Genomic DNA, 21,739 nt, shown 5'->3' on the forward strand with positions numbered 1-21,739 from the left:
GAATCTTTGAATCATTGTGACTCCGCTGCCAAGCGAAAAAGTTAACAACTGTGAAAAAAGACGGGCTTTGTGGCCGCGCAGACTCACCATGATTCAAAATGGAACAGTCGTCGCCGAAACGACTAGTTGTTAAGGTTAATAATCGGCGGGCTTTACTTGCCGGGTTGCGGGGATGACGCCCCAGCCAACAAAACCCGCCGAAAATAGCTACCATGGTCGCGACGGAGAAGGCGCGGTCATAGCCGGTGCGATCGACCATCATCGCGCCATAACCGGCCCGAAGCCTCCCAAAAACTGTTGCCGACCGCATTCTTGAAGCCGCTCCATCACCCGGCCAGCGTCATGAGCAGACACACATTGAAGCGGTCGCACAACCACCCGACCAGGAGCTGCACGGGACCGAAAATCGATACGAATACCCAAGCGGCCAGCCCGAACTCGGTGCCGCCAAGACCCAAACTCCGCGCTTTAATGCGCTGCGGCGCCCACGGCGCGCACCCCAGCTCAACCGTGCATCGTCACCTTACCCCTTAGGGCAGCTAGAATCCGCCCTTCATGGCTGAAACCAGCCGTCCCAGCATTCCGGTTGCCTGCTTCTTTTCCTTAGCCGAACTCAGCGCAAGATCGCGGATATCGCCGGTTCCGCTGCCCGCGAGCATGGCGAGACCGACCAAGGTTGAGAAGGCCGGGCCGCTGTGCGCTTCTGGCAAGCCGGTGATGGCTTTCGGGCGGCCCACGCGGACAGAGCGACCAAGTACTCCCTGCATATAGTCGGCAATGTTCTTAAGTTCCGCGCCGCCCCCGGTCAGGACGACCTGGCGACCGACCGGCCCGGAGAAACCGAGGCTCTTCAACGCGGCCTCGATCTCATTGGTGATCTGTTCCGTGCGCTGGCGGATAACGGTGATGAGTTGGGCATGAGTGATGCGCAGCGGTTCCGCCCCATCTTCACTGCCGATCGGGGCGGCCTCGATCATTTCATGATTGTCGCGCGGACTGGTCATGGCGGAACCGTAGCGGCACTTCATCCTCTCCGCCTCGCGGCGCTGGACCCCAAAGGCGCAAGCGATGTCGTCGGTGACGTCTTTAGCGCCCTGCGGGATCGAACGTAGCCCGACAAGCATACCGCCGGCGTGAAGCGAGACGTTGGTCACCTCCGCCCCGAGCTCGACTAGCGCCACGCCAAGTTCGCGCTCTTCAACCGTCAGGCACGACAGGGCCGCCGCAACCGGCGCCGCCACAATCGCCTTCACACCGAGGTGAGCGGAGCGGATGACGTAATCGATGTTGCGCAAGGGGGCCGGATCGGCCGCGACTACGTGAATGTCGACACCCAACCGGTCAGCGTGCAGCCCAATGGGGTGGGACACACCTTCAACTCCATCTATTGTGTAAAGGGCAGGATGCGCGTGGAGCACAACCTGTCCGTTGCGATCGATGGCACCCTTGCCGGCCGCAAGCAGTTCATTGATGTCGGACTGTTCGACCTGGTGCCCGCCAAGCTCCACTTCGACATTCGCCACATCGCTTACCAGCCCGCCGGCCGCAAAGCTTGCCCAGACATCGTCGATGGTCACACCGGAAATCCGCTCGGCGATTTCGACGGCTTCGCGCACCGCGACCTCGCTGGCTTCCATGTCGGTGACGTATCCGCGTTTGACGCCTCGGCTCTCCCGTTGCCCCGTGCCGAGCACCCGTAGGCGGCCGTCTGCGTCGCGCGTAACGATGAGCGCGCTGACCTTCGACGATCCAATGTCGAGCGCGGCAATGAGGGGCTGGTCGGAAGCGGCGGCCATTGGTGGATATCAGCTTTCGGAAACGGGTTCGGGAACGATTGCCTCGCCGGGTTCGCGTGGCAAACGGACCGTCATCTTTCCAGGGATGCGCAGGTCGAAACGGAGGATGCCGCGGCCAAGCAAGCCTGCCGACTTATCCATTTTTGCGAACTTGACCAGTGCCGATGTCGCGGCGGCATCGCCTTCCGGCAGCAACACGGTTTCGCCTGACTGGAACGACAAGTCCCAACGACGCCCGCCGACCCAATTGGCGGACACCAACTGTGCCTTCAGCGCGGGCGTCTTTTCCAGCAAGCGGTCGAGGGGAACTGCCTGAGCGTTCGCGCCCTTTCCGATAAGCAGCGGTAAATCCGGCATCCGGCTTACGGGAACACGATCGAGCACAACGCCCTCCGCATCGATCAGGGACAGGCGATTATCGTCCTGCCACAATGCGGCAGGCTTCCGCTCGACAATGTCGATGACCAGCGTGTCGGGAAAGCGACGCGAAACACGCGCATCCTTGACCCAGCCGTAGTCAAGCAACCGCTTGCGAATGGCGCTGACGTCGACCAGCGGCATGGCGGTCGTCTGCTGATCGAGCGCGATGGCATAAACCGGTTTGGGGTCCATTTGGCGGATGCCCTGCACATCCACGCTCTTCACTCGGAAGCCTGCCTCACCGACTGCCTCCCCTGCGGCCAAGCCAACCTTTGCCGGAACATCAAGCGCGACGAGGGCCACACCCGCGATGGACAGCACGAATGCCCCGAACCCCCAGGCCGCAAGACGGCTCACCTGCGCTTCCTCGACCGGAAGTCGGGCTGCTAGTTTCTTGCTGACAGAACCGCGCGAGGGCGCCTTCTTGGGTCGCGAACGGCCCGACGTTCCCCGCCGGACGTGCGCCGCGATCACCCGCTCCTCACGTCTTCGAGCGCCTTCTCGGCCAGCGCTTCAGCGATAATCCGCTCGACGAGCTCGCCGTAGCCGATGCCCTTCTGACGCGCCTGCTCGGGGACCAAGCTCAGCGGCGTCATCCCGGGCTGTGTGTTCACTTCGAGGAGGTAGACGCCTGCCTCGCCCTGCGTGTCGTCCCACCGGAAGTCGGAACGCGACGCGCCCTTGCAGCCGAGAAGCCGATGTGCTGCCAGTGCCATGTCCATCATTTCCTGCGCAATGTTGGCCGGCACGTCGGCGGGACACACGTGTTCGGTTAGCCCATCGGTGTATTTTGCGTCGAAGTCGTAGAAGCCAGCCTTGGGCTTCAGCTCGGTCACGCACAGTGCTTCGTCGCCAAGAACCGCGACCGTCAGTTCACGCCCGCGAATGAACGGCTCGGCCAGCAGGCGGTCGAAATGCTGCCATGGCCCTTCGGCCTTTGCGCTGATCGGATGCCCGTAATTGCCCTCGTCAGTGACGATCGCAACGCCAACCGACGAACCCTCGTTGACCGGTTTGAGTACGAATGGCCGCGCCATTGGATCGCCTTCGTACAACGTTCGGCTTTCGACCACCTTGCCGCGCGGCATGCGGACACCGTGCGGCACCAGGACCGCCTTAGTCAGCTCTTTGTCGATTGCGACAGCTGAGGTCGTCGTGCCCGAATGAGTATACGGAATCTGCATCAGGTCGAGCAGGCCTTGCACAGTCCCGTCCTCACCCGGCGTTCCGTGCAGCGCATTGAAGACGATATCCGGGCGGATGGCCGCGAGCACTTCGGCAACGTTGCGATCCATGTCGACGGGCGTGACATTGACGAAGCCACGCTCACGCAGCGCGTTGACGACGCCTTCCCCACTCATCAGCGACACCGGCCGTTCGGACGACCAGCCGCCCATCAGCACGACGATGTTGAGGTTCCTGTCGAGCTCGCCTGACACGCTTAAGCCACTCCGATCCGTTGGATTTCCCATTCAAGGGTGATGTTGGTCTTGTCCTGCACTCGGCGCCGGACTTCCTCGCCCAGTTCCTCGATGTCGCTGCTGCTAGCGTTACCGAGGTTCAGCAGGAAATTGCAATGCTTCTCCGACACTTGCGCGTCGCCGATCCTGAGCCCACGGCACCCGGCCGCATCGACCAGCGCCCACGCCTTGTGCCCCGGCGGATTCTTGAAGGTCGATCCGCCGGTCCGGCTGCGGAGCGGCTGCGATTCCTCGCGGCTCTGAGCGATGCGATCCATTTCCGCCTGGATGGCCGCAGGATCGTCGACATGACCTCGGAACGTCGCGCCGATGACGATTGCCTGCTCCGGCAACTCGCTGTGTCGATAACTGTAGTTGAGATCCTGTGGGCCAAGGAATTTCCGCTGCCCGGACCGCAAAACAACTTCGCAGCCAATCAGGATGTCGCTCGTCTCGCGACCGTAGGCGCCGCCGTTCATACGGACAAAACCCCCTACCGTTCCCGGGATGGAACGGAGGAACTCAAGCCCGCCGATCCCAGCGTCACGTGCCGTCGAGGATACCAAGATCCCGCTCGCCCCTCCGCCACACTCGATCGTCGTAGAGTCGAGCTTAGTGACCTTGGCGAAGGCCTTGCCAAGCCGGACGACGACGCCGGGCACGCCGCCATCGCGAACGATCATGTTACTGCCGAGTCCAAGGCCCATGACCGGCACCAACGGGTCGAGATTCTTCAGGAAATCGGACAGATCGGCCGCATCCGCCGGCTCGAACAGCCATTCGGCGCTCCCTCCAGACTTGAACCAAACGAGTGGCGCCAAGGGCGCATTTGATTGCAGCTTGCCGCGAGCGGCGGGAAGGGTCACCGCGTCGCTCACTTTGATTTCCTCGCCTTCGCGATTCCATCAGAAAGGCCAGCGGCCCATTTCGTGATGTCGCCAGCACCCATGCAAACGATCAGGTCGCCCTCTCCTGCAAGATCGCGCAGATTGGCGGCAAGATCTTGGGCGCTGTCGACGGTCTTTACCATGCGATGCCCGTGGGCCCGAAGGCCTTCCGCCAAGGCCGTAGCATCCACACCCTCGATTGGCCGTTCGCCCGCCGCATAGACCGGCGCGACGAACACGACATCGGCGTCGTTGAAGGCGTTCTGGAAGTCTTCCATCAAATTCTGCAGGCGGCTGTAGCGGTGCGGTTGGACCACCGCGATGACCCGCTCGTCCGCGGCCTCGCGCGCAGCGCCGAGCACCGCCCGGATTTCGACCGGATGGTGGGCGTAATCGTCAATCACCGCGGCACCATCAATTTCACCGACGCGGGTGAAACGTCGCTTCACGCCGGAAAAGCGCTCAAAACCTTTCGCAATGACCGCGTCGTCCATCTTGAATTCGAGCCCAACCGCGACTGCGGCCAGGGCGTTCAGCACATTGTGTCGTCCAGGCATGGGAACGAACACGCCCTCGATTACTCGCCGCCCGCCATCCGCCTCGCGCACCGAGACATCGAAACGGCTGCCGCCATTCACCGCCTCGATGTTCTCCGCGCGAAGGTCGGCCAACGCCGATGTGCCATAGGTCACGACACGCCTATCGCGGATGCGGCTCAAAACGCCCTGCACTTCCGGATGATCTACGCACATCACGGCGAGACCGTAGAAGGGCACATTCTCGACAAATTCGACGAAGGCGTCCTTCACGGCATCAAACGTGCCGTAATGTTCAAGGTGCTCGGGATCGATGTTGGTGACGACCGCGATCGTCCCGTCCAGCCGGAGGAAGCTGCCGTCGCTCTCGTCGGCCTCGACCACCATCCAGTCTGACTTGCCCAGGCGGGCGTTGGATCCATAGGCGTTGATTACGCCGCCGTTAATGACGGTCGGATCGATCCCGCCAGCATCGAGCATCGCGGCAATCATCGAGGTTGTTGTCGTCTTGCCGTGCGTACCGGCGACCGCGACCGTTGACTGCATGCGCATCAATTCTGCAAGCATTTCCGCGCGCCGCACGAGCGGCAAGCGTCGTTCGATTGCCGCCTCCACTTCAGGGTTCCCGCGCGAAATGGCGGTCGAGCAGACGACAACCCGCGCGTCACCCAGGTTTTCCGCCGAGTGCCCGATGGCGACCGGGATGCCGCGCTTGCGCAGACCCTCGACGACATAACCCTCGGCCTGGTCGCTCCCCTGCACTTTGTAGCCCAGGTGATGCATCACTTCGGCGATGCCGGACATACCAATGCCGCCTATGCCGACGAAATGGATCGTCCCGATCTCGGTGCCCATTGCCTTCATGCCGGCGCCCCCATCGCAAGCGAAGGCTGCGCAGTCTCGACCCTTCCGACCAACAGGGGCGATGCGCCGCCCGCCACTCGCTCGACAAGGTCTGCAAGGTCGCTGGTCGCGTGGGGCCGACCGACGGACAGCGCCCGCTCTGCCGCGTTGGAAAGCGCCTGTGCGTCACCGGCAATTACGGCGATCTGAGCGCTCAGCGTTTCGGGTGTGAACTCATCCTGCATGATCATCCGGGCACCACCCGCCTTAGCCATTTCCCGGGCGTTTGCAGTTTGGTGATCGTCAGTCGCGGTTGGCAGCGGAACGAGAATCGCGGGGCGCCCCGCGGCGGTTAGTTCGGCGATTGTCGACGCCCCGGCCCGAGCAATGACGAGATGCGTTTCGCCCAACCGCTCGGGCATGTCCTCGATATAGGTCAGCAGTTCCGCCGGGATATTGAGCGCCGCATATCGCGCCCGCACGGTCTCAATATCGTCGGCGCGGCATTGCTGTACCACTTGCAGGCGGTGACGCAGCTTCGGCGGCAGCTTGCCGAGCGCGTCCGGCACGACCTTGCCCAACACCGTCGCCCCCTGACTTCCGCCGGTGACAAGGATTTTCAGCGGCGCGGTATCGTCGAACTCCGGGAACGGCATGGTGCCCAGCCGCGCGACGCTTTCGCGCACCGGGTTGCCGACCAGTTCGACCTTGCCGCGATAGGTGGCTTTAAGTCGGTCAACCTCCGCATAAGCGGTCGCGATAGCTGCAGCGTCGCCCGCGACCCAGCGGTTGACCCGCCCCAACACCGCATTCTGCTCATGTAGGATCGTCGGAATTTTCATCGAACTTGCCGCAAGCAGCGCCGGAAATGCGGGATAACCGCCAAACCCCACGACCGCGTCCGGCGTGAAATCGCGATACAGCGCCTTCGCCCGACGCCGTCCCTGAAGCACCGAACGAACGGCTTTCAGCATGCCGATCGGGCCACCACCCAGCCGTCCGGCGGGCAGAATATGGGTCGGCACATCCTCGAACAGGCCAGGGATCTTCGCACCACGATCGTCGGTAATCAGCATAACGCCGTGCCCGCGGGCCTTCAGCTCGGCGGCAAGCGCGTGAGCCGGAACCATATGCCCGCCGGTGCCCCCGGCGGCGAGGGTAATATTCATGCCTTGATGCTCTCCCCGCCCCATTTCACCACATAGGGCGAGCGGGTCAGATAGGGGTTTCGCCGCGTGAAGGCGAGCAGCAATCCCATGGCGATTGACAGCGCGAGCATGGACGAACCGCCATAACTGATGAACGGCAGCGTCATTCCCTTCGACGGCGCGATCTGCACATTGACCGCCATGTTGATCAGCGCCTGCAGCCCGAACTGGATGACGAGGCCCGCAGCGGCAAGGATTGCGAAACTATTCTCCTCATCGAGCAGCTTGATCAATACGCGCGCGATGATGGCGAGATAGAGGAGAGCGACCGCCATGCACGCGATCAGACCGAACTCCTCACCAATGACGGAGAAGATGTAATCGGTCTGCGCCTCGGGCAGCCCGAACTTGCGCGTGCCACCGCCCGGCCCCATGCCGAATAGCCCGCCGGCCGTAAGCGTACGCAGCGCATTCTCCACCTGAAAATTGTCGCCTTCGCCGAAGAGGAAGCCGTCGATGCGCGCTGTCGCTACGTCATAGAAGAAATAGGCAAGGATGACGCCGATCATCCCCGCGATGCCCAGCCCGACCAGAATGCGAAGGTTGAGACCCGCGATGGCGAGCATCGCGATCCACACACAACCGAAGATGATAGTCGACCCGAAGTCCGGTTGACGCATCAGCAGGATGGCGACGATGCCCAACAGGATCGCCGAGAGGCTGAAAATCGGCAGGGACTTGTCGGTCTCGCGAAGGCTCAGCAGCCATGCCATCGAAACGACGAAGAAGGGCTTCAGGAATTCGGACGGCTGGAACTGGCCGACGCCAAGGTTCAGCCAGCGCCGGGCGCCATTCACTTCCTCGCCCAGCACCGGTACCAGCGCCAGTGCGACTGTGCAGACCAGCGCACCGATCACCGACAGCCGCCGCAATGGGTCGCGCGGCTGCATGGAGATGGCGATCATGACGGGCATGGAAATCGCGATCCACGCGATCTGGCGGTAGAAATAGTGAAGCTCGTCGAACCGAACCGAGCCGCCCGAATAGCGGTGCGCGGCGGCAGGCGAGGCGGCGGCGACCGCGATCAGGCCGAACCCAATTAGGACCGCAAGCAGGAGCAACAGGACCCGGTCGATTTCCCAGAACCAACGACCCATCGCCGAGCGGTCGGACCGACCATAGCGGTTCGGGTCGACCAACGCCGCGCTAGCCTTGATCCTGCCGGTGATCGTCGCCGTATTCATAGCCCCTCCACCAGTTCCTTGAACCGGTCCCCGCGCGCTTCGAAGTCCCTGAATTGGTCGAACGAGGCGCTTGCCGGCGAGAGTAAGACAGTCTCGCCCGATTGTGAATCCTCAGTGGCGCGTTTCACCGCATTTTCAAGCGCTTCGCATTCCTCGACCTCGACACCGGCATCGCGTAACAGGCGGGCAAACATCGGCCCTGACTCGCCGATAGTGTAAGCCTTCACGACATTCTGTAGGTGGTTGGCCGTATCGCCCAGCGTCTTCCCTTTGGCCTGGCCCCCGACAATCCACCGCACCCTAGGATAGGCCGCCAACGCCGGCGCAGCGGCTTCCGCATTAGTGGCCTTGCTGTCGTTGACGTACAGGATTCCGTCCATTTCGCGGACTCGCTCCATGCGGTGAGGAAGGCCGGTATAGGTGCGGAGCCCGCGTTCGATCTGCTCCGGTGTCAGATCGAGCTCGATACAAATCTGGATGGCGGCTGAGGCATTTTCGGCATTGTGAGGCCCAAGAAGCGCGGGCCACGATTGCTGACGATCCGGCTGAATATGCGGAATGGCGTTCGTGCCACGTTGAAGAGCAAGGCGATTGAATAAGCTCTGCCCAACAAAGCCAAGGCTCTTTCCCGATTGCATTTCAAGGAGTCGCGCCTTCGACGCCTCGTACGCCTCGAAGCTCTCATACCGATCAAGATGGTCGGGCGTGATGTTGAGCAACACCGCAACATCGCAATTAAGGGAGTTGGTCAGGTCAATCTGATAGCTCGACAACTCAAGCACGTAGACTCCACCGTCCGGCAGCGGGTCCTGCGCCAAAATTGGCTGGCCAATGTTGCCGCCCATCGTCGTTGGCACGCGCGCGGTCTTGAGGATGTGATGGACTAGCGCGGTCGTCGTCGACTTGCCGTTAGTGCCGGTAATCCCCACCACTTTGTGCACCGGAAGTTCGGGCCGCGCTCGCGCAAAGAGTTCGATATCGCCGATGATCTCCACGCCTGCCGTCTTCGCGTCGATTGCGATCGGGTGACGATTGAGCGGAAGGCCCGGCGTGACGACGATGCTGTCGAATGCGGATAAGTCGCCGCCGACAAAGTTGCGAAGCTCGACACCCGCAGGCGCCTCGGCGAGGGCTACTTCGTTGTCGTCCCAGGCTGTCACCCTGGCGTCGCTCGCCAGCAACGCCTCGACTGTCGCCAGGCCGCTGCGCGCTAAACCAAGGACGGCATAATGTTTATCGGCGAAGGCCCTTGCCGTGATCACCTCAGCTTTAGGGTCGACAGACCGGCCAGCGCCAGGATGAAGCTTATGATCCAGAAGCGGATCACCACCGTCGGTTCGCTCCAGCCGAGATGCTCGAAATGATGGTGGATCGGCGCCATCTTGAAGATGCGCTTGCCGTAGCGCTTGAACCAGAAGACTTGGATGATGACGCTGACGGCCTCCAGCACGAACAGGCCGCCGATGATCGCCAGCACAAATTCATGGTGAGTCGCGACGGCAACTGCACCGAGGGCGCCGCCTAATGCGAGGCTGCCCGTATCGCCCATGAACACCGCCGCCGGCGGCGCATTGAACCACAGGAATGCAAGGCCGGCACCAACGACCGCCAACAGCAGCACAGTGAGGTCACCGGCGCCCTTCACCAGCGGTATACCGAGATACTCCGCATAGACCGCGTTGCCTACCAAGTAGGCGATCAGCGTGAACGCGACTGCAGCGATAATCACCGGCATGGTCGCCAGGCCGTCCAGCCCGTCGGTCAAATTCACGGCATTACCGAACGCGACGATCACGAACGCCCCAAACGCGATGTAGAACCAGCCAAGATCGATGACCGCCCCCTGCACGAAGGGCAAGTAAAGCTGGGTCCCGCTCATCCGCACCATCAGCCAGGTCGCGAAGCCCGCGATGGCGAATTCCAGAAACAGCCGCATCTTCCCTGACAGGCCGGCATGGTGTGCCTTCTTCACCTTGTCATAGTCGTCGAGGAAACCGATCAGGCCGAACCCGCCCGTGACCAGCAGACAGGCCCACACGTAAGGGTTTTTTAGGTCCATCCACAGGAGGACCGACACCGCGACGGATATGAGGATGAGTAAGCCGCCCATCGTTGGGGTGCCGCGCTTTGCGAGATGGCTTTGCGGCCCGTCTGCTCGGATCGGCTGACCCTTGCCCTGCTTGGCGCGAAGCCAGCGGATGAAGGACGGCCCGAGCAGCAGCCCGATGAGCAGGGCAGTCGCTGTCGCCGCGCCTGCTCGAAAGCTGATGTAGCGAATGAGGTTCAGAATGCCCGGGAATCCGAGCTGCTCGGCAATCAGATAGAGCATGCCGGTTCCCTCACCATGCGCTCGACCAGTTTGGCAAGCCCAATGCTGTTCGATGCCTTGACCAGCACCGCGTCGCCCGGCTCGACGATCTTCGCCAACAGCGCCGCCGCTTCGTCGGCATCTTCAGCACGGTCGACGATCACGTCACCGTCCAGCGCATCTTCCAGCGGGCGCATGTCGGCGCCCACCAGGATAAGCTGGTCGACATCGGCCGCCACCACCGCCGGGGCCAGCGCCGCGTGAAGTTCGTCGGCTTTGTCACCAAGCTCTCGCATCGGGCCGAGCACGGCGATTCGCCGGACGGCGTCCCGCTCCTCGCCCAGCGACTTGAGCGTCGCCGCCATCGACGCCGGGTTGGCGTTGTAACTTTCATCGATCAGCAAATATTGGCCACCGTGGGCCGGCAGCCGGTGCCGCTCGCCGCGCCCCTTCAGCCCGCCCATATCCGCTAAGGCTAGGCCGGCGACGGCGAGGTCGGCACCGACCGCTTCGACTGCTGCAAGCACCGCCAGTGAATTGGTCACCCAATGGTCGCCGCGCTGGGCGATGGTGTAGGTTAGTTCACTCTCCAGCAGGCGAGCGGTAACCAGGCTCCCGCCATTGTCGGACTTGACCGCATGGATGGCCGTGACGTCGGCCTCGCCACCGCCGAAAGTCACGATCCGCTCCGCATGACGCCGCGCAGCCTTCACCAGCCGGTCGCGGTAGGGCGTGTCTTCCGGCACGATAGCAACGCCCTCGGGCTCCAGTCCTTCGAAGATCTCCGCCTTCGCGTCGGCGATGGCCTCCATCGACCCCAGATGCTCTATATGCGCCGACGCGATGGTGGTGATGAGCGCAACATGCGGCCGCACCAACCGCGTCAGGCTGGCGATCTCGCCCGCGTGGTTCATTCCCATTTCCAGCACCGCGAACTCGCTGCTGCGCGGCATTCGCGAAAGGCTAAGGGGTACGCCGGTGTGGTTATTGTAGCTTTTGACGGACCGATGGACTGTGCCCGGCGAGTAGCGGTCGAGTGCCGCGAACAGCGCTTCTTTGGTGGATGTCTTGCCGACTGACCCGGTGACGCCGATGACGGTGCCCGTCATGCGCTGACGGGCGGCGATGGCGAGTTTGGTGAGAGCTTCGGCGACGTCGTCAACCAGCACGTGGGGGCCGTCCACCGGCCGGTTGACCAGCGCCCCGACCGCGCCTGCCGCAAAGGCCCTAGCGACGAAGTCATGACCGTCCGCGACCGTTCCCGGCATAGCGACGAACAGCCAGCCATCCTCGACCTCACGGCTATCGAACGTGACCCCGCTGGCGGCAAAGTTGCCGCCCGCCACGCTGCCACCGGTCGCCGCCACGATTTCTTCGCTAGTCCACAACATTTCAGTCATGCCGCGCATTCCCGCGCCACGGTCACGTCGTCAAACGGAAGCACCCTGTCTCCTATGATCTGTCCCTGTTCGTGGCCCTTGCCGGCCACCAATACGATGTCACCCGCCTTCGCCATGGCGACGGCCGCCGCAATGGCTTCGCGCCGGTCGCCGATCTCCTGCGCGCCCGGCGCTCCGGCGAGTACGGCACGGCGGATCGTGGTCGGATTCTCGCTACGCGGATTGTCGTCCGTGACGATCACCACATCGCTGAGCCGTGCAGCAACTGCGCCCATTTCGGGCCGTTTGCCCTCGTCGCGGTCGCCGCCGGCACCGAGCACCGTGATGAGCCGGCCATCGACGTGCGGTCGAAGCGCCGCGATCGCCGCTTCGACAGCGTCCGGTGTGTGCGCATAATCAACGTAGACCGGCGCGCCCGCCCGGCTGATCACAGCCCGCTCGAGCCGGCCACGAACTGGAGATACCCGACCCATGGCCAAAAGTGTCGGCGCCCAGTCGCCGCCGGTCGCTAGGGCAAGCCCGGCCGCAGTCAGCACGTTGTTCATCTGATAGGCGCCGATGAGGGGAAGGGAGAGTGCATGCTCCTTCCCGTCGTGCCGAAGCAGCAGCTGCTGGCCAAGCGGCGTGGACTGGCGGGATATCAGCTCAATGGTCTCGGCACCCGGCCCGACCGTCACCAGCGTCAATCCGCGCCGCTTCGCGTGCTCGATGACGGATTTGGATTTCGGATCGCCGGTCCAGACGACTGCGGTCCCATTCCCTTGGACAACCTCGTCGAACAGCCGCATCTTGGCTGCGAAATAAGCGTCCATGTTCGGATGATAGTCGAGATGGTCGCGGCTTAAATTGGTGAAGGCCGCTGCCTTCACGGGCACGCCTTCGGCCCGATACTGATCCAGTCCATGACTGGAGGCTTCGTACGCCACATGGCTGATGCCCATTCGCTTGAGGCCCGCCATGTTGGACAGAAACGTGACGATGTCGGGCGTCGTTAGCCCTGTCTTCACCTGATCGTCCGCGGTGGTGACGCCCAATGTGCCGATCGATGCGGAGCGATGCCCGGCCATGCGCCAAATCTGCCTAGTCAGCTCAACCGTGGACGTTTTGCCGTTGGTGCCGGTCACGGCGACGATCGTCTCGGGAAAGGGGGCAAAGAAACGCGCGGCCAGCTCGGCGAACAGCTTGCGCGGCTCGTCGGCGGCAAGATGTATCGCGCCCTCGACTACTGCTTCGGGCCGTGCGACGACCGCAGCCGCACCGCGCTTCACGGCCTCGGGAATGAAATCCTCGCCGTTGAAACGGCTGCCCCGGAACGCACCGAAGATATTGCCGCGCGCGACCTTGCGGTGGTCCAGCGCGAAACCGGTGACGTCCGAATCATTCTCAATGCCGGCGAGCTCGCCCAAAAGCATTCGATCAATGCCCCTTTTCTTTTTGGACGTAGGGCAGGACCTCGGCCATGTTGGGTTCGCGGCGCTTATCGGGGCGCACGCCAAGCATCGGTGCGATCCGGGCCACTGTCCGGCCGAACGCTGGCGCGATGTTCCAGCCAGCCGTGCTGAACCCGAAGGTCTCCGCTGTCGCCTTGGGCTCGTCCAGCATCATCACCATCACGAAGCGCGGCTCGTCCATCGGGAAAACCCCCGCAAAACTCGTCACCTTCAACGACCTGTTATGATATTTTTCCGCAGTGCCGGTTTTGCCGCCAACCCGATAACCCGGTGCATCGGCCTTCTTTCCAGTACCGTCGGTTACGACAAGCCGCAGCAAGGACCGCATCTTGTAGCTGGTGTCCTCGCTGAACACACGGCGCCCTTTGCCCGCCGGATGATTGCGGTCAACTTTAAGCAAGGTTGCTGGCCGGTATATTCCACCGTTGAACAAGGTCGCGTAACCGCTGGCAAGGTGAAGCGGCGTGACCGCGATACCGTGTCCATAGCCCACGGTCATAGTTTCGATCTGGTTCCAGTTGGCGCCGGGCGAAAGCGTGCGGCCGCGCTCCAAGAGCTCGACTTCCACCTTGTCGAGAAATCCCATCTGTTTCAGGAACTCCCGCTGCCGCTTGGCCCCAAGCTGATCGGCGATCTGCGCGGTGCCGATGTTCGAGCTTTCCTTCATGATCTCGGCGACCGAGCAGGCCCGCCCATAGGGATGAGTATCGTTAATCGTCCGTCCGGCAACGTGCAGCTGCCGCGGACAGCTGTACATCTGCCCCATTGACTTCACGATCCCCGCATCCATCGCCATTGCGACCGTGAACGGCTTGAACGTCGAACCGAGCTCGTAAACGCCGAGCGTGGCACGATTGAAACGGGCCTCTGGCGTCCCTTGCCCGGCGGCGTTGGGGTTCAATTGCGGCAAGGACGTCATCGCCAGCACTTCGCCAGTGTGGATGTCCATGATGACGCCGGCGGCACCAATCGCGGAGAAGTGCGACATGGCCCCACCCAGCTCATGTTCCAGCGCCTGCTGCACCTTGCTTGAAATGCTGAGCGTGATCGGTTCTCCACGCCGTTCGGGATCGAGCAGCTGTTGATCGAACGCCCGCTCGATGCCGGCGTTACCCTTCCCGTCGATATCGGTGTACCCGATGACATGCGCGGCAAGCGAGGTCTGCGGGTAAAGCCGGTCAGGCTCACGTTCCAAGGCCAAACCCGGTTCGCCGAGGGAATTGATCGCTGCCACCAAGCCTGGCGGCGCGCGACGGCGGAGATAATAGAAGTTTCGTCCCGAGCGCAGCATCTGGAGATATGCCGCCTCGTCCTTCTCCGGCATCAGTTCGGCGAGCTTGCGGGCGAGGTCGAGCTTGTTGCCGATGACCTTCGCCGGCTGCAGGCCGATAGTCCAGGCATCGATCGTACGCGCCAGCGCCTGCCCGTCCCGGTCGACGATGTCCCCGCGTTCCGGAGTAAGATCGAGGGCGCCGCCCTTGCGGCCGGCATGGTCACCGAATGCCGCCAGGTAGACGAGCCGCAACGCGATGATGGCGATGATGCCGGCATAGACCAGCATGCCGAACATTAGCCGCTGATGCATCACCGCCAATATCTGGCGACGCTGTCCGACGAGACGGAGCCGCTCGGGCCGTGCGACGAGAGCGGGCGTCGGGGCGTTCATCAGTCGGTTACGCTGTCCTTGGGTTTGGCTTTGGGGCTGCCGGCGCCAGAAGCTGCCTTGGGCGAGCTGCCTTTGGCCTTGGGCTTGGCCGTTTGCAAGGGAGCGAGCGGATCGGCCGTCGCGGTTTTGACTGACTTCGTCGCAGCCAGCGCCTTGGGCGGCCTGGAGGCCCCGGCAGCCGGCTTCGCAACTGGTGCTCCCGGCTTGATTGCGAGCCTTTGCGTTACTGCCGGTGTTTTATCCGGCACCGAATAACTTGCTACATGCACCATTTCGCTGACGGAGCGCGACGCCGGCGCTGATGTGGGCGCCTCACCCGTCAGCTTGGACTGCGGCGCATCCTGCTCGACCGGCGCGGAGGCGAGGATGACTGGTGCAGCGATCGCGGGCTTCGCTTCCGGCTTGACCAGCGTTGCCAGTTGGAATCCGCCCTCGACGAACTGGTCGGCGGTCGGTGCCGACAGACGGATGAAGCGTACGTTCCAGCGCTCCAACTGCGCAAGGCGGCCGCGAGTGCCAATCTCGGTCTGTAGCAGCCGGATGTCGCGCTGCGCCATGGCAATCTCGGTCTCAACATCCTCAAGCGCCGCCCGCTCGGAGGCAACGCGCAGCGACACCAAGTAGAAACCCAGTGCGGCCGCCGCGACGGTGCCGGCCCAGAATACCGGTGCAAATCCCCGCGCGCTCATGCTGCCTTCTCCTGGTCCCACGCGGGCGCATCGGTGCGGACCGCCGTACGGAGCCGGGCCGAGCGCGCGCGCGGGTTGCGAGCCAGCTCGGCCTCGGAAGGAGAGACCGGCTTGGCGACTTGTTCGAATGAGGGGGCGGGACCGGCGGCGGCGAGCGGGCGATGCCGCGATCCGGCGGGCGTCGCCCCGCTACGGGCCTTCAGGAACCGCTTCACTATTCGGTCCTCCAGGCTGTGAAAGGTAACGACGGCCAGCCGGCCGCCCGGACGGAGCGAACGTTCGGCGGCGCGCAGCCCCTGCTCCAACTCCTCCAGCTCGGCATTTAAGTGAATGCGAATGGCTTGGAAGGTGCGAGTTGCAGGGTCGCTCTTCTGGCCCTGCCGGTAACCGAGGGCGCGTCGCACCACCGCCGCAAGCTCGGCCGTCCGGGTCAACGGCCTTGCAGCGACGATGGCGCGCGCAACCGCGCGGGCACGCGGCTCCTCACCATATTCCTTGAGGACGCGGGCAATATCGCCCTCTTCGGCATGGTTGAGAAAATCAGCGGCGGTTTCGCCCGACTGGCTCATGCGCATATCGAGCGGACCGTCTTTCTGGAAGGAAAAGCCGCGGTCGGCCTGGTCGAGCTGCATGGACGAAACACCGATATCGAGCGCTATGCCGTCAACGGGCAGCAGGCCGCGGTCCGCCAGCGCACGGTCCATTTGACTGAAGCGTTCGTTGACCAGCGTCAGCCGAGGATCCGGGACGAGTGAGGGGCCATTGGCGATCGCGTCGGGATCGCGATCGAAGCCGATCACCCGTCCCGCCCCCGCCCCGAGCAGGGCCTTAGTATAGCCGCCAGCTCCGAACGTGCCGTCGACTAGGGTCTCGCCGGGGACGACGGCGAGACCCACGACAACCTCGTTGATGAGGACCGGGATATGAGGTGCGTCATTGCTCACATCCCGCGCTCCTCTATCCGGAAGCGGGCGATATCCTTCATGTCTTCCGGGATGTTCGGGTCGGCCAGAAACAGTTTCGGGTTCCAGATTTGGAAGGTTTCACCGACGCCGATGAACAGCGCGAGATCGTCCAGCTGGCCCTTCCGGCGCATCATGGCGGGCAGGACGATGCGGCCGCTACTGTCGTAGGGAACCTCTTCGGTAGCGCCGAAGGCCATCATCGTGCGGCGGGCATAGTCAAGTTCGGAGGCCGGATCGGTTTCCTGCTTTTCCAAGAGCCGTTCGATCTTCGCATGCTTCAGCGCCGCGTAGGCGGGATCATAGGCGCTAAGAGCTGGGAAACTATCGTGCTTGGCTAGGACGATGCTGCGGGCGTCACCCCGCCGCTCAATCACCGTGCGCAGGAAGGCGGGCACGGAAACGCGACCCTTCGCGTCTACCGCGTTCAAAGCACTGCCCTGAAACAGATGCTCTAGCGCCACGTCCCACCTCGTTCGGCGCGCAAAGCTCCCCCGTTCGCGGACGCACGATTTTTCGCGCATTCCGCGGCACACTCGACTCAATTGGGTTTGCCCCACGCTACAGCCGATGTTGGTAACTCAACCAACCGTGGGTTACAATGGGTTTTGATGCCAATTCATGGGTTTTCATGCCGTCTGGCGGATTTTCAACGGTTTTTCATGATCTCTTAACTATTTGTTCCGCGCCTGTTCTTGCGGGACAACCCTGTGGATAACCATGTTGGCAAACTGCGCGGGAATCAGCGTGAGGGCGCGGTTTCGAGCCGGTCGAGCTCATCCGTCAGCAGCTCGAGATTGCCCGCTTCGCCGTTCAGAAAGTCCGCGTCGGCGATAATCGTTGCCTGGCCCTTGCCGACGTCGCACCGTGCGACAAAGCCATCCCCCGCCATTTCGCACCGCGCGCTGGATAGTTTGCCAATCGACGCTGTGCTGACGGATTGGTCGCCATTGCCGACGGTAGTGGCGCCATCTATCGGCCCGGTCAGGCTTACGCCCCAGTGCGCCAACAGCCCCGTATCGGCGAAGGCTGGCGGCGGGCGAAGCGGATCACCGATTGGCCGCGCGCTTTCCCACTCCAGCCGGGGGTCTGCCAGCAGCAAGACCTTGCCCCCCTGTCGCACCCAACGGTCCAGTTCGACCAGCACCTCGGCCGGTTGTGCGCGCGGATGCGCCATCAAGAGGTATCGCTTGCCCTTCAGGCTGGCAGCGTCGGCCACCGCGATCGGCACGACCTCATAACGCTCCTGCAATCGGCTTAGAGTCGGCGAGCCGCCTTCGAGGCCGAAGTTCTCGCTGAAAACTAGGGGCAAGCTGGTCAGGAGCGCTAGCACCGGCCGATCGTCCCTTACCCCATGGTCGTCGCGCCCCGCCAGGGCTGCAACCGCAACCGCGGCCAGCAGCAGCAGCACGGCGCCGCCGATTCCAAGCGCCTTGGGCGTCATTCGGGTTGGACGGGATTCGGCGCCTGTTCGCTCGCCGCGGAGTTCGATCCCGTCGTCCCCGGCGCGGCGCCAATTTCGGCCAGCGGCTCATTGGGCTCGCCGGCTTGGACATTCTGCTGTGGAGGCGGCGCGGTCGGGTCTTCGCTCGACCGGCTGATCGCTGTGCCCAGGAGCACCAGCAGAAAGACGAAAGCAAGGCCGGTCAGGCCGATGCGGATACGCTGTGTCCGTTCATCCCGTTCGGCGCGGTTCATTCGACCAACGTATGCGTGGGAACCGACCAATGCAACGCGAAGCGCTTTACGAACCGTGCTGCGATTGCGAAATAAGGGTTATGATTCGCAACCTTTCCCTGATCGTCTTGGGTGCGGCGGCGCTTGCCGCCTGCAACACCCAGCCCGAAAATATCGTCGCCGGCGAGCGGCCCGATCCGATGGCGGACCAGCTTGCCAATGCGGCACCGGTCCAACTTCCGCCAGCCATTGCGGCGTCGAAAACCTATCGCTGCAAGGACAACAGCCTGCTTTACATCGACTGGTACAGCGACGGCAGCGCCCGCGTGAAGAAGGATAAGGCCGAAGCCGGCACCGAGGTTGCGGCTCCCGCGGAAGGCATCGCGTCGCCGCTGACTGGCGATGCGAAGAGCGCGTCTGTAACGTTTAACGGGCAGAGCTGCCACGCCTGACCCGGGCAATTCCCGTTCTTGAAACCCCCGGTCGAAACCGCCGGGGGTTTTTCTTTGCCCATTGCAACGCTAGTGCGCGCGCATGACCGTCGCCGAAGCCCCCGCCATTACCCAGCAGATCGTCGCCGACCACGGCTTTTCGCCAGAAGAGTATGAGCGTGTCCTTCATGCCCTGGGCCGCGAACCGAACTTGGTCGAACTCGGCATTTTCTCGGTGATGTGGTCGGAGCATTGCAGCTACAAAAGCTCGCGCTTTCACCTGAAGAAGTTGCCCACCGTGGCCCCTTGGGTCATTTGCGGTCCCGGCGAAAATGCGGGCGTCATCGATATCGGCGACGGACAGGCAGCGATCTTCAAGATGGAGAGCCATAACCACCCCAGCTACATCGAGCCCTATCAGGGCGCGGCTACCGGGGTCGGCGGAATCCTGCGCGACGTCTTCACCATGGGCGCACGCCCGGTGGCCAACATGAACGCTCTCCGCTTCGGTCGGCCCGATCACCCGAAGATGCGTCACCTCATCGCCGGCGTGGTCAGCGGCATTGGCGGCTACGGCAATTGCGTGGGCGTTCCCACCGTCGGCGGTGAGGTCAATTTCGACCCGGCCTACGACGGCAACATCCTAGTCAACGCCATGACCGTCGGCATCGCCGGGACCGACAAGATTTTCTATTCGGCCGCGACCGGCATCGGCAATCCCATCGTGTACGTCGGCTCCAAGACCGGCCGCGACGGTATCCACGGCGCGACCATGGCAAGCGCCGACTTCGACGAGAACAGCGACGAGAAGCGTCCGACCGTTCAGGTCGGCGACCCCTTTACCGAAAAGCTGCTCATCGAGGCGTGCCTCGAATTGATGGCGACCGACGCCATCGTTGCCATCCAGGACATGGGCGCCGCAGGCCTCACCAGTTCCTCGGTCGAAATGGCGAGCAAAGGCGGCGCCGGCATCCGCCTCGACATGAACAGGGTGCCGTGCCGCGAAGAGGGTATGACCCCTTACGAAATGATGCTGTCAGAATCCCAGGAACGGATGCTGATGGTGCTGAAGCCGGGCCGCGAGGCCGAGGCCGAAGCCATCTTCCGCAAATGGGAGCTTGACTTCGCGGTGATCGGCGAAGTGACCGACACCGGCCGCATGGTCCTCGAATTCAACGGCGAAGTCGTGTGCGACATTCCGCTCGGCCCGCTTGCCGACGACGCACCCGAATACGACCGTCCTCATCTCAGCCTTGATGACTATAAGGCGTGGGCACAAGTGAAGCCGCTTCAGGACGCCCCCGAAAGCACGGACATCGCAGCCGACCTCTTGACGCTGATGGCCTCGCCCAATCTAGCCAGTCGCCGCTGGATCTGGGAGCAGTATGACAGTCAGGTTGGCGGCGACACCGTGCAGCGGCCCGGCGGCGACGCAGCGGTCGTCCGCGTTCACGGCACCGACAAGGCACTGGCGATCACGACGGATTGCACTCCTCGCTACGTCTATGCTGACCCTTTCGAAGGCGGGAAGCAGGCGATCGCCGAGGCTTATCGCAACCTCTGCGCGGTTGGCGCGAAGCCGCTCGCGGTGACAAATTGCCTCAATTTCGGCAATCCCCAGCGCCCCGAAATCATGGCCCAGTTCGTCGAAGCGCTACGCGGCATGGGCGACGCCTGCCGCGCGCTAGACTTCCCGATCGTCTCCGGTAACGTCTCGCTCTACAACGAAAGCAAGGCGACCGGAGGTGGCAGCGCCATCCTCCCAACGCCCGCCATCGGGGGGGTAGGCTTGCTCCAAAACTGGGCAAAGAGCGCAACGGTCGCGTTCAAGGGCGGCGCGCAGAAGATTCATTTGATCGGCGCTAACCCCGATGCTGACCCGGAGATCGGCCGGTCGTTGTGGCTCGATGTCTGTCACGGTCGCCGCGACGGGCTTCCCCCCCGCGTCGACCTGAAAGCTGAGCGCCGCAACGGCGAGTTTGTCCGAATGCTGATCGACGAGGGCTATGTCACGGCCGTCCATGACGTGTCGGATGGGGGAATTCTCGTTGCGGTCACCGAGATGGCGCTGGCCGGCAATATCGGCGCTCGGCTCATGGTCGAGGCGTTCGAAGACAAGGTCGATCAGGAGAAGGTGCGCCACGCATGGTCGTTTTTCGGCGAAACTCAGGGACGCTACATCGTAACCGAAGCGCTTGATCACGACATTGTCGGAAAATTGGGTAGGGAAATGGGGATCGGCACCTGCTTCTTGGGATGGACCGGTGGCGACACGATTTATTTGGGCAATTCGGACGTCGCGACAGCGGGGGAAGTCCCCCTTGCCGATCTACGTAACGCGCACGAAGGCTTCTTTCCCGCGCTGATGCAGGGCGAACTCTAGCCGATTGCGGCAGGCTATTCGGACACGCCGCGTGGTAAGAAACTCGGATATTACCAAGGGATGCGTCTTGGTAGACGGTAGCCAGACCCGATCCGCCCCGCCATCGAGCGCACCATCGCTGAACAGCCCGATTGGCTGCGCATTCCGGAGCCCGGGCTCGATGCCACCCCATCTCTTCATGGCTCGCCGGGCCGACCTTAATCCCAAACTGGCTGTACTCCGCACGCTGATAAGACCTTCCGGCTTCATCTGGATCAGCAAGCCCAAGAAGCTATCGAAGCCCAACACCGACATCACCGAGGACCGGATCCGCGCTGCCGTCCTTCCACGATTGACTGGGTCCACGTGAGGTTCTGCGCGATCGAGCGGGCTTGGTCGGCCCTCAAGCTGTCGATCCGCGGCGGCAGCCGTCCGGCTTGACTTCGCCGTCCCGCCTGC

Annotated in this window: 20 protein-coding genes; 3 read left to right on the top strand and 17 right to left on the bottom strand. The window is 63.0% G+C overall.

Going from position 1 to position 21,739, the window contains the following annotated elements; genetic code table 11:
• Positions 1–539 precede the first annotated feature (539 nt).
• The 17 genes from ftsA to D3M59_RS03860 form a co-directional block, all read right to left on the bottom strand.
• Positions 540–1,796, bottom strand: a complete 1,257-nt coding sequence (gene ftsA, locus D3M59_RS03780) for a cell division protein FtsA (RefSeq protein WP_119531712.1) — start codon at positions 1,794–1,796, stop codon at positions 540–542.
• Positions 1,797–1,805: 9 nt separating this feature from the next.
• The gene (locus D3M59_RS03785; RefSeq protein WP_147416691.1) at positions 1,806–2,573 is read right to left on the bottom strand and encodes a cell division protein FtsQ/DivIB; all 768 of its coding nucleotides are present in this window, start codon (positions 2,571–2,573) and stop codon (positions 1,806–1,808) included.
• Positions 2,574–2,686: 113 nt separating this feature from the next.
• Positions 2,687–3,613, bottom strand: a complete 927-nt coding sequence (locus D3M59_RS03790) for a D-alanine--D-alanine ligase (protein ID WP_233543172.1) — start codon at positions 3,611–3,613, stop codon at positions 2,687–2,689.
• Between the two features lie 44 nt (positions 3,614–3,657).
• Positions 3,658–4,554: a UDP-N-acetylmuramate dehydrogenase gene (murB, locus tag D3M59_RS03795; RefSeq protein ID WP_119531718.1), complete on the bottom strand. Its 897-nt coding sequence runs from the start codon at positions 4,552–4,554 to the stop codon at positions 3,658–3,660.
• A complete protein-coding gene (murC, locus tag D3M59_RS03800) occupies positions 4,551–5,963 on the bottom strand; it encodes a UDP-N-acetylmuramate--L-alanine ligase (RefSeq protein ID WP_119531720.1) in 1,413 nt (470 codons plus the stop codon). The genes murB and murC overlap by 4 nt, the downstream gene beginning before the upstream one ends.
• Complete coding sequence (gene murG / locus D3M59_RS03805) at positions 5,960–7,111, bottom strand: undecaprenyldiphospho-muramoylpentapeptide beta-N-acetylglucosaminyltransferase (RefSeq protein ID WP_119531722.1); 1,152 nt, start codon at positions 7,109–7,111, stop codon at positions 5,960–5,962. The genes murC and murG overlap by 4 nt, the downstream gene beginning before the upstream one ends.
• Positions 7,108–8,334, bottom strand: coding sequence for an FtsW/RodA/SpoVE family cell cycle protein (locus tag D3M59_RS03810; RefSeq protein WP_119531724.1), 1,227 nt, complete (start codon positions 8,332–8,334; stop codon positions 7,108–7,110). The genes murG and D3M59_RS03810 overlap by 4 nt, the downstream gene beginning before the upstream one ends.
• The gene (gene murD, locus D3M59_RS03815) at positions 8,331–9,596 is read right to left on the bottom strand and encodes a UDP-N-acetylmuramoyl-L-alanine--D-glutamate ligase (RefSeq protein WP_119531726.1); all 1,266 of its coding nucleotides are present in this window, start codon (positions 9,594–9,596) and stop codon (positions 8,331–8,333) included. The genes D3M59_RS03810 and murD overlap by 4 nt, the downstream gene beginning before the upstream one ends.
• On the bottom strand, positions 9,593–10,663 hold the full coding sequence (gene mraY / locus D3M59_RS03820) for a phospho-N-acetylmuramoyl-pentapeptide-transferase (protein WP_119531728.1): 1,071 nt from the start codon (positions 10,661–10,663) through the stop codon (positions 9,593–9,595). The genes murD and mraY overlap by 4 nt, the downstream gene beginning before the upstream one ends.
• On the bottom strand, positions 10,651–12,042 hold the full coding sequence (locus D3M59_RS03825) for a UDP-N-acetylmuramoyl-tripeptide--D-alanyl-D-alanine ligase (RefSeq protein WP_119532859.1): 1,392 nt from the start codon (positions 12,040–12,042) through the stop codon (positions 10,651–10,653). The genes mraY and D3M59_RS03825 overlap by 13 nt, the downstream gene beginning before the upstream one ends.
• A complete protein-coding gene (locus tag D3M59_RS03830; protein ID WP_119531730.1) occupies positions 12,039–13,454 on the bottom strand; it encodes a UDP-N-acetylmuramoyl-L-alanyl-D-glutamate--2,6-diaminopimelate ligase in 1,416 nt (471 codons plus the stop codon). The genes D3M59_RS03825 and D3M59_RS03830 overlap by 4 nt, the downstream gene beginning before the upstream one ends.
• A 4-nt stretch (positions 13,455–13,458) precedes the next feature.
• Positions 13,459–15,159, bottom strand: a complete 1,701-nt coding sequence (locus D3M59_RS03835) for a peptidoglycan D,D-transpeptidase FtsI family protein (protein ID WP_119531732.1) — start codon at positions 15,157–15,159, stop codon at positions 13,459–13,461.
• Positions 15,159–15,848 (bottom strand): hypothetical protein, encoded by a 690-nt coding sequence (locus D3M59_RS03840; RefSeq protein WP_119531734.1) that lies wholly within the window; start codon positions 15,846–15,848, stop codon positions 15,159–15,161. The genes D3M59_RS03835 and D3M59_RS03840 overlap by 1 nt, the downstream gene beginning before the upstream one ends.
• The gene (gene rsmH / locus D3M59_RS03845; protein ID WP_119531736.1) at positions 15,845–16,792 is read right to left on the bottom strand and encodes a 16S rRNA (cytosine(1402)-N(4))-methyltransferase RsmH; all 948 of its coding nucleotides are present in this window, start codon (positions 16,790–16,792) and stop codon (positions 15,845–15,847) included. Before rsmH ends, D3M59_RS03840 begins: the two co-directional genes overlap by 4 nt.
• Positions 16,789–17,274, bottom strand: coding sequence for a division/cell wall cluster transcriptional repressor MraZ (locus D3M59_RS03850; protein ID WP_158581941.1), 486 nt, complete (start codon positions 17,272–17,274; stop codon positions 16,789–16,791). Before D3M59_RS03850 ends, rsmH begins: the two co-directional genes overlap by 4 nt.
• A 278-nt stretch (positions 17,275–17,552) precedes the next feature.
• A complete protein-coding gene (locus D3M59_RS03855; RefSeq protein ID WP_119531740.1) occupies positions 17,553–18,254 on the bottom strand; it encodes a motility-associated ABC transporter substrate-binding family protein in 702 nt (233 codons plus the stop codon).
• A complete protein-coding gene (locus D3M59_RS03860) occupies positions 18,251–18,508 on the bottom strand; it encodes a hypothetical protein (RefSeq protein ID WP_119531742.1) in 258 nt (85 codons plus the stop codon). Before D3M59_RS03860 ends, D3M59_RS03855 begins: the two co-directional genes overlap by 4 nt.
• Positions 18,509–18,588: 80 nt before the next feature.
• Between D3M59_RS03860 and D3M59_RS03865 the strand changes: the two genes are divergently transcribed.
• The 3 genes from D3M59_RS03865 to D3M59_RS12045 all read left to right on the top strand — a co-directional run bounded on the left by D3M59_RS03865 (position 18,589) and on the right by D3M59_RS12045 (position 21,650).
• Positions 18,589–18,939, top strand: coding sequence for a hypothetical protein (locus D3M59_RS03865; protein WP_147416692.1), 351 nt, complete (start codon positions 18,589–18,591; stop codon positions 18,937–18,939).
• Positions 18,940–19,021: 82 nt separating this feature from the next.
• Positions 19,022–21,301: a phosphoribosylformylglycinamidine synthase subunit PurL gene (gene purL, locus D3M59_RS03870; RefSeq protein ID WP_119531746.1), complete on the top strand. Its 2,280-nt coding sequence runs from the start codon at positions 19,022–19,024 to the stop codon at positions 21,299–21,301.
• A 178-nt stretch (positions 21,302–21,479) separates the two neighbouring features.
• Complete coding sequence (locus D3M59_RS12045; protein ID WP_158581942.1) at positions 21,480–21,650, top strand: hypothetical protein; 171 nt, start codon at positions 21,480–21,482, stop codon at positions 21,648–21,650.
• The last annotated feature ends 89 nt before the right edge of the window (positions 21,651–21,739 follow it).

Source organism: Sphingomonas edaphi (assembly GCF_003583725.1).
GTDB lineage: Bacteria > Pseudomonadota > Alphaproteobacteria > Sphingomonadales > Sphingomonadaceae > Sphingomicrobium > Sphingomicrobium edaphi.

Excerpts from the sequence above, each read along its gene's own strand:
- mraY (WP_119531728.1), bottom strand. The coding sequence starts at position 10,663 with ATGCTCTATCTGATTGCCGAGCAGCTCGGATTCCCGGGCATTCTGAAC.
- D3M59_RS03855 (WP_119531740.1), bottom strand. The coding sequence starts at position 18,254 with ATGACGCCCAAGGCGCTTGGAATCGGCGGCGCCGTGCTGCTGCTGCTG.
- D3M59_RS03840 (WP_119531734.1), bottom strand. The coding sequence starts at position 15,848 with ATGAGCGCGCGGGGATTTGCACCGGTATTCTGGGCCGGCACCGTCGCG.
- D3M59_RS12045 (WP_158581942.1), top strand. The coding sequence starts at position 21,480 with ATGGCTCGCCGGGCCGACCTTAATCCCAAACTGGCTGTACTCCGCACG.
- D3M59_RS03865 (WP_147416692.1), top strand. The coding sequence starts at position 18,589 with ATGATTCGCAACCTTTCCCTGATCGTCTTGGGTGCGGCGGCGCTTGCC.
- ftsA (WP_119531712.1), bottom strand. The coding sequence starts at position 1,796 with ATGGCCGCCGCTTCCGACCAGCCCCTCATTGCCGCGCTCGACATTGGA.
- D3M59_RS03825 (WP_119532859.1), bottom strand. The coding sequence starts at position 12,042 with ATGACTGAAATGTTGTGGACTAGCGAAGAAATCGTGGCGGCGACCGGT.
- D3M59_RS03835 (WP_119531732.1), bottom strand. The coding sequence starts at position 15,159 with ATGAACGCCCCGACGCCCGCTCTCGTCGCACGGCCCGAGCGGCTCCGT.
- D3M59_RS03860 (WP_119531742.1), bottom strand. The coding sequence starts at position 18,508 with ATGAACCGCGCCGAACGGGATGAACGGACACAGCGTATCCGCATCGGC.
- murC (WP_119531720.1), bottom strand. The coding sequence starts at position 5,963 with ATGAAGGCAATGGGCACCGAGATCGGGACGATCCATTTCGTCGGCATA.
- D3M59_RS03790 (WP_233543172.1), bottom strand. The coding sequence starts at position 3,613 with ATGGGCGGCTGGTCGTCCGAACGGCCGGTGTCGCTGATGAGTGGGGAA.
- D3M59_RS03810 (WP_119531724.1), bottom strand. The coding sequence starts at position 8,334 with ATGAATACGGCGACGATCACCGGCAGGATCAAGGCTAGCGCGGCGTTG.
- purL (WP_119531746.1), top strand. The coding sequence starts at position 19,022 with ATGACCGTCGCCGAAGCCCCCGCCATTACCCAGCAGATCGTCGCCGAC.
- murG (WP_119531722.1), bottom strand. The coding sequence starts at position 7,111 with ATGAATATTACCCTCGCCGCCGGGGGCACCGGCGGGCATATGGTTCCG.
- D3M59_RS03830 (WP_119531730.1), bottom strand. The coding sequence starts at position 13,454 with ATGCTTTTGGGCGAGCTCGCCGGCATTGAGAATGATTCGGACGTCACC.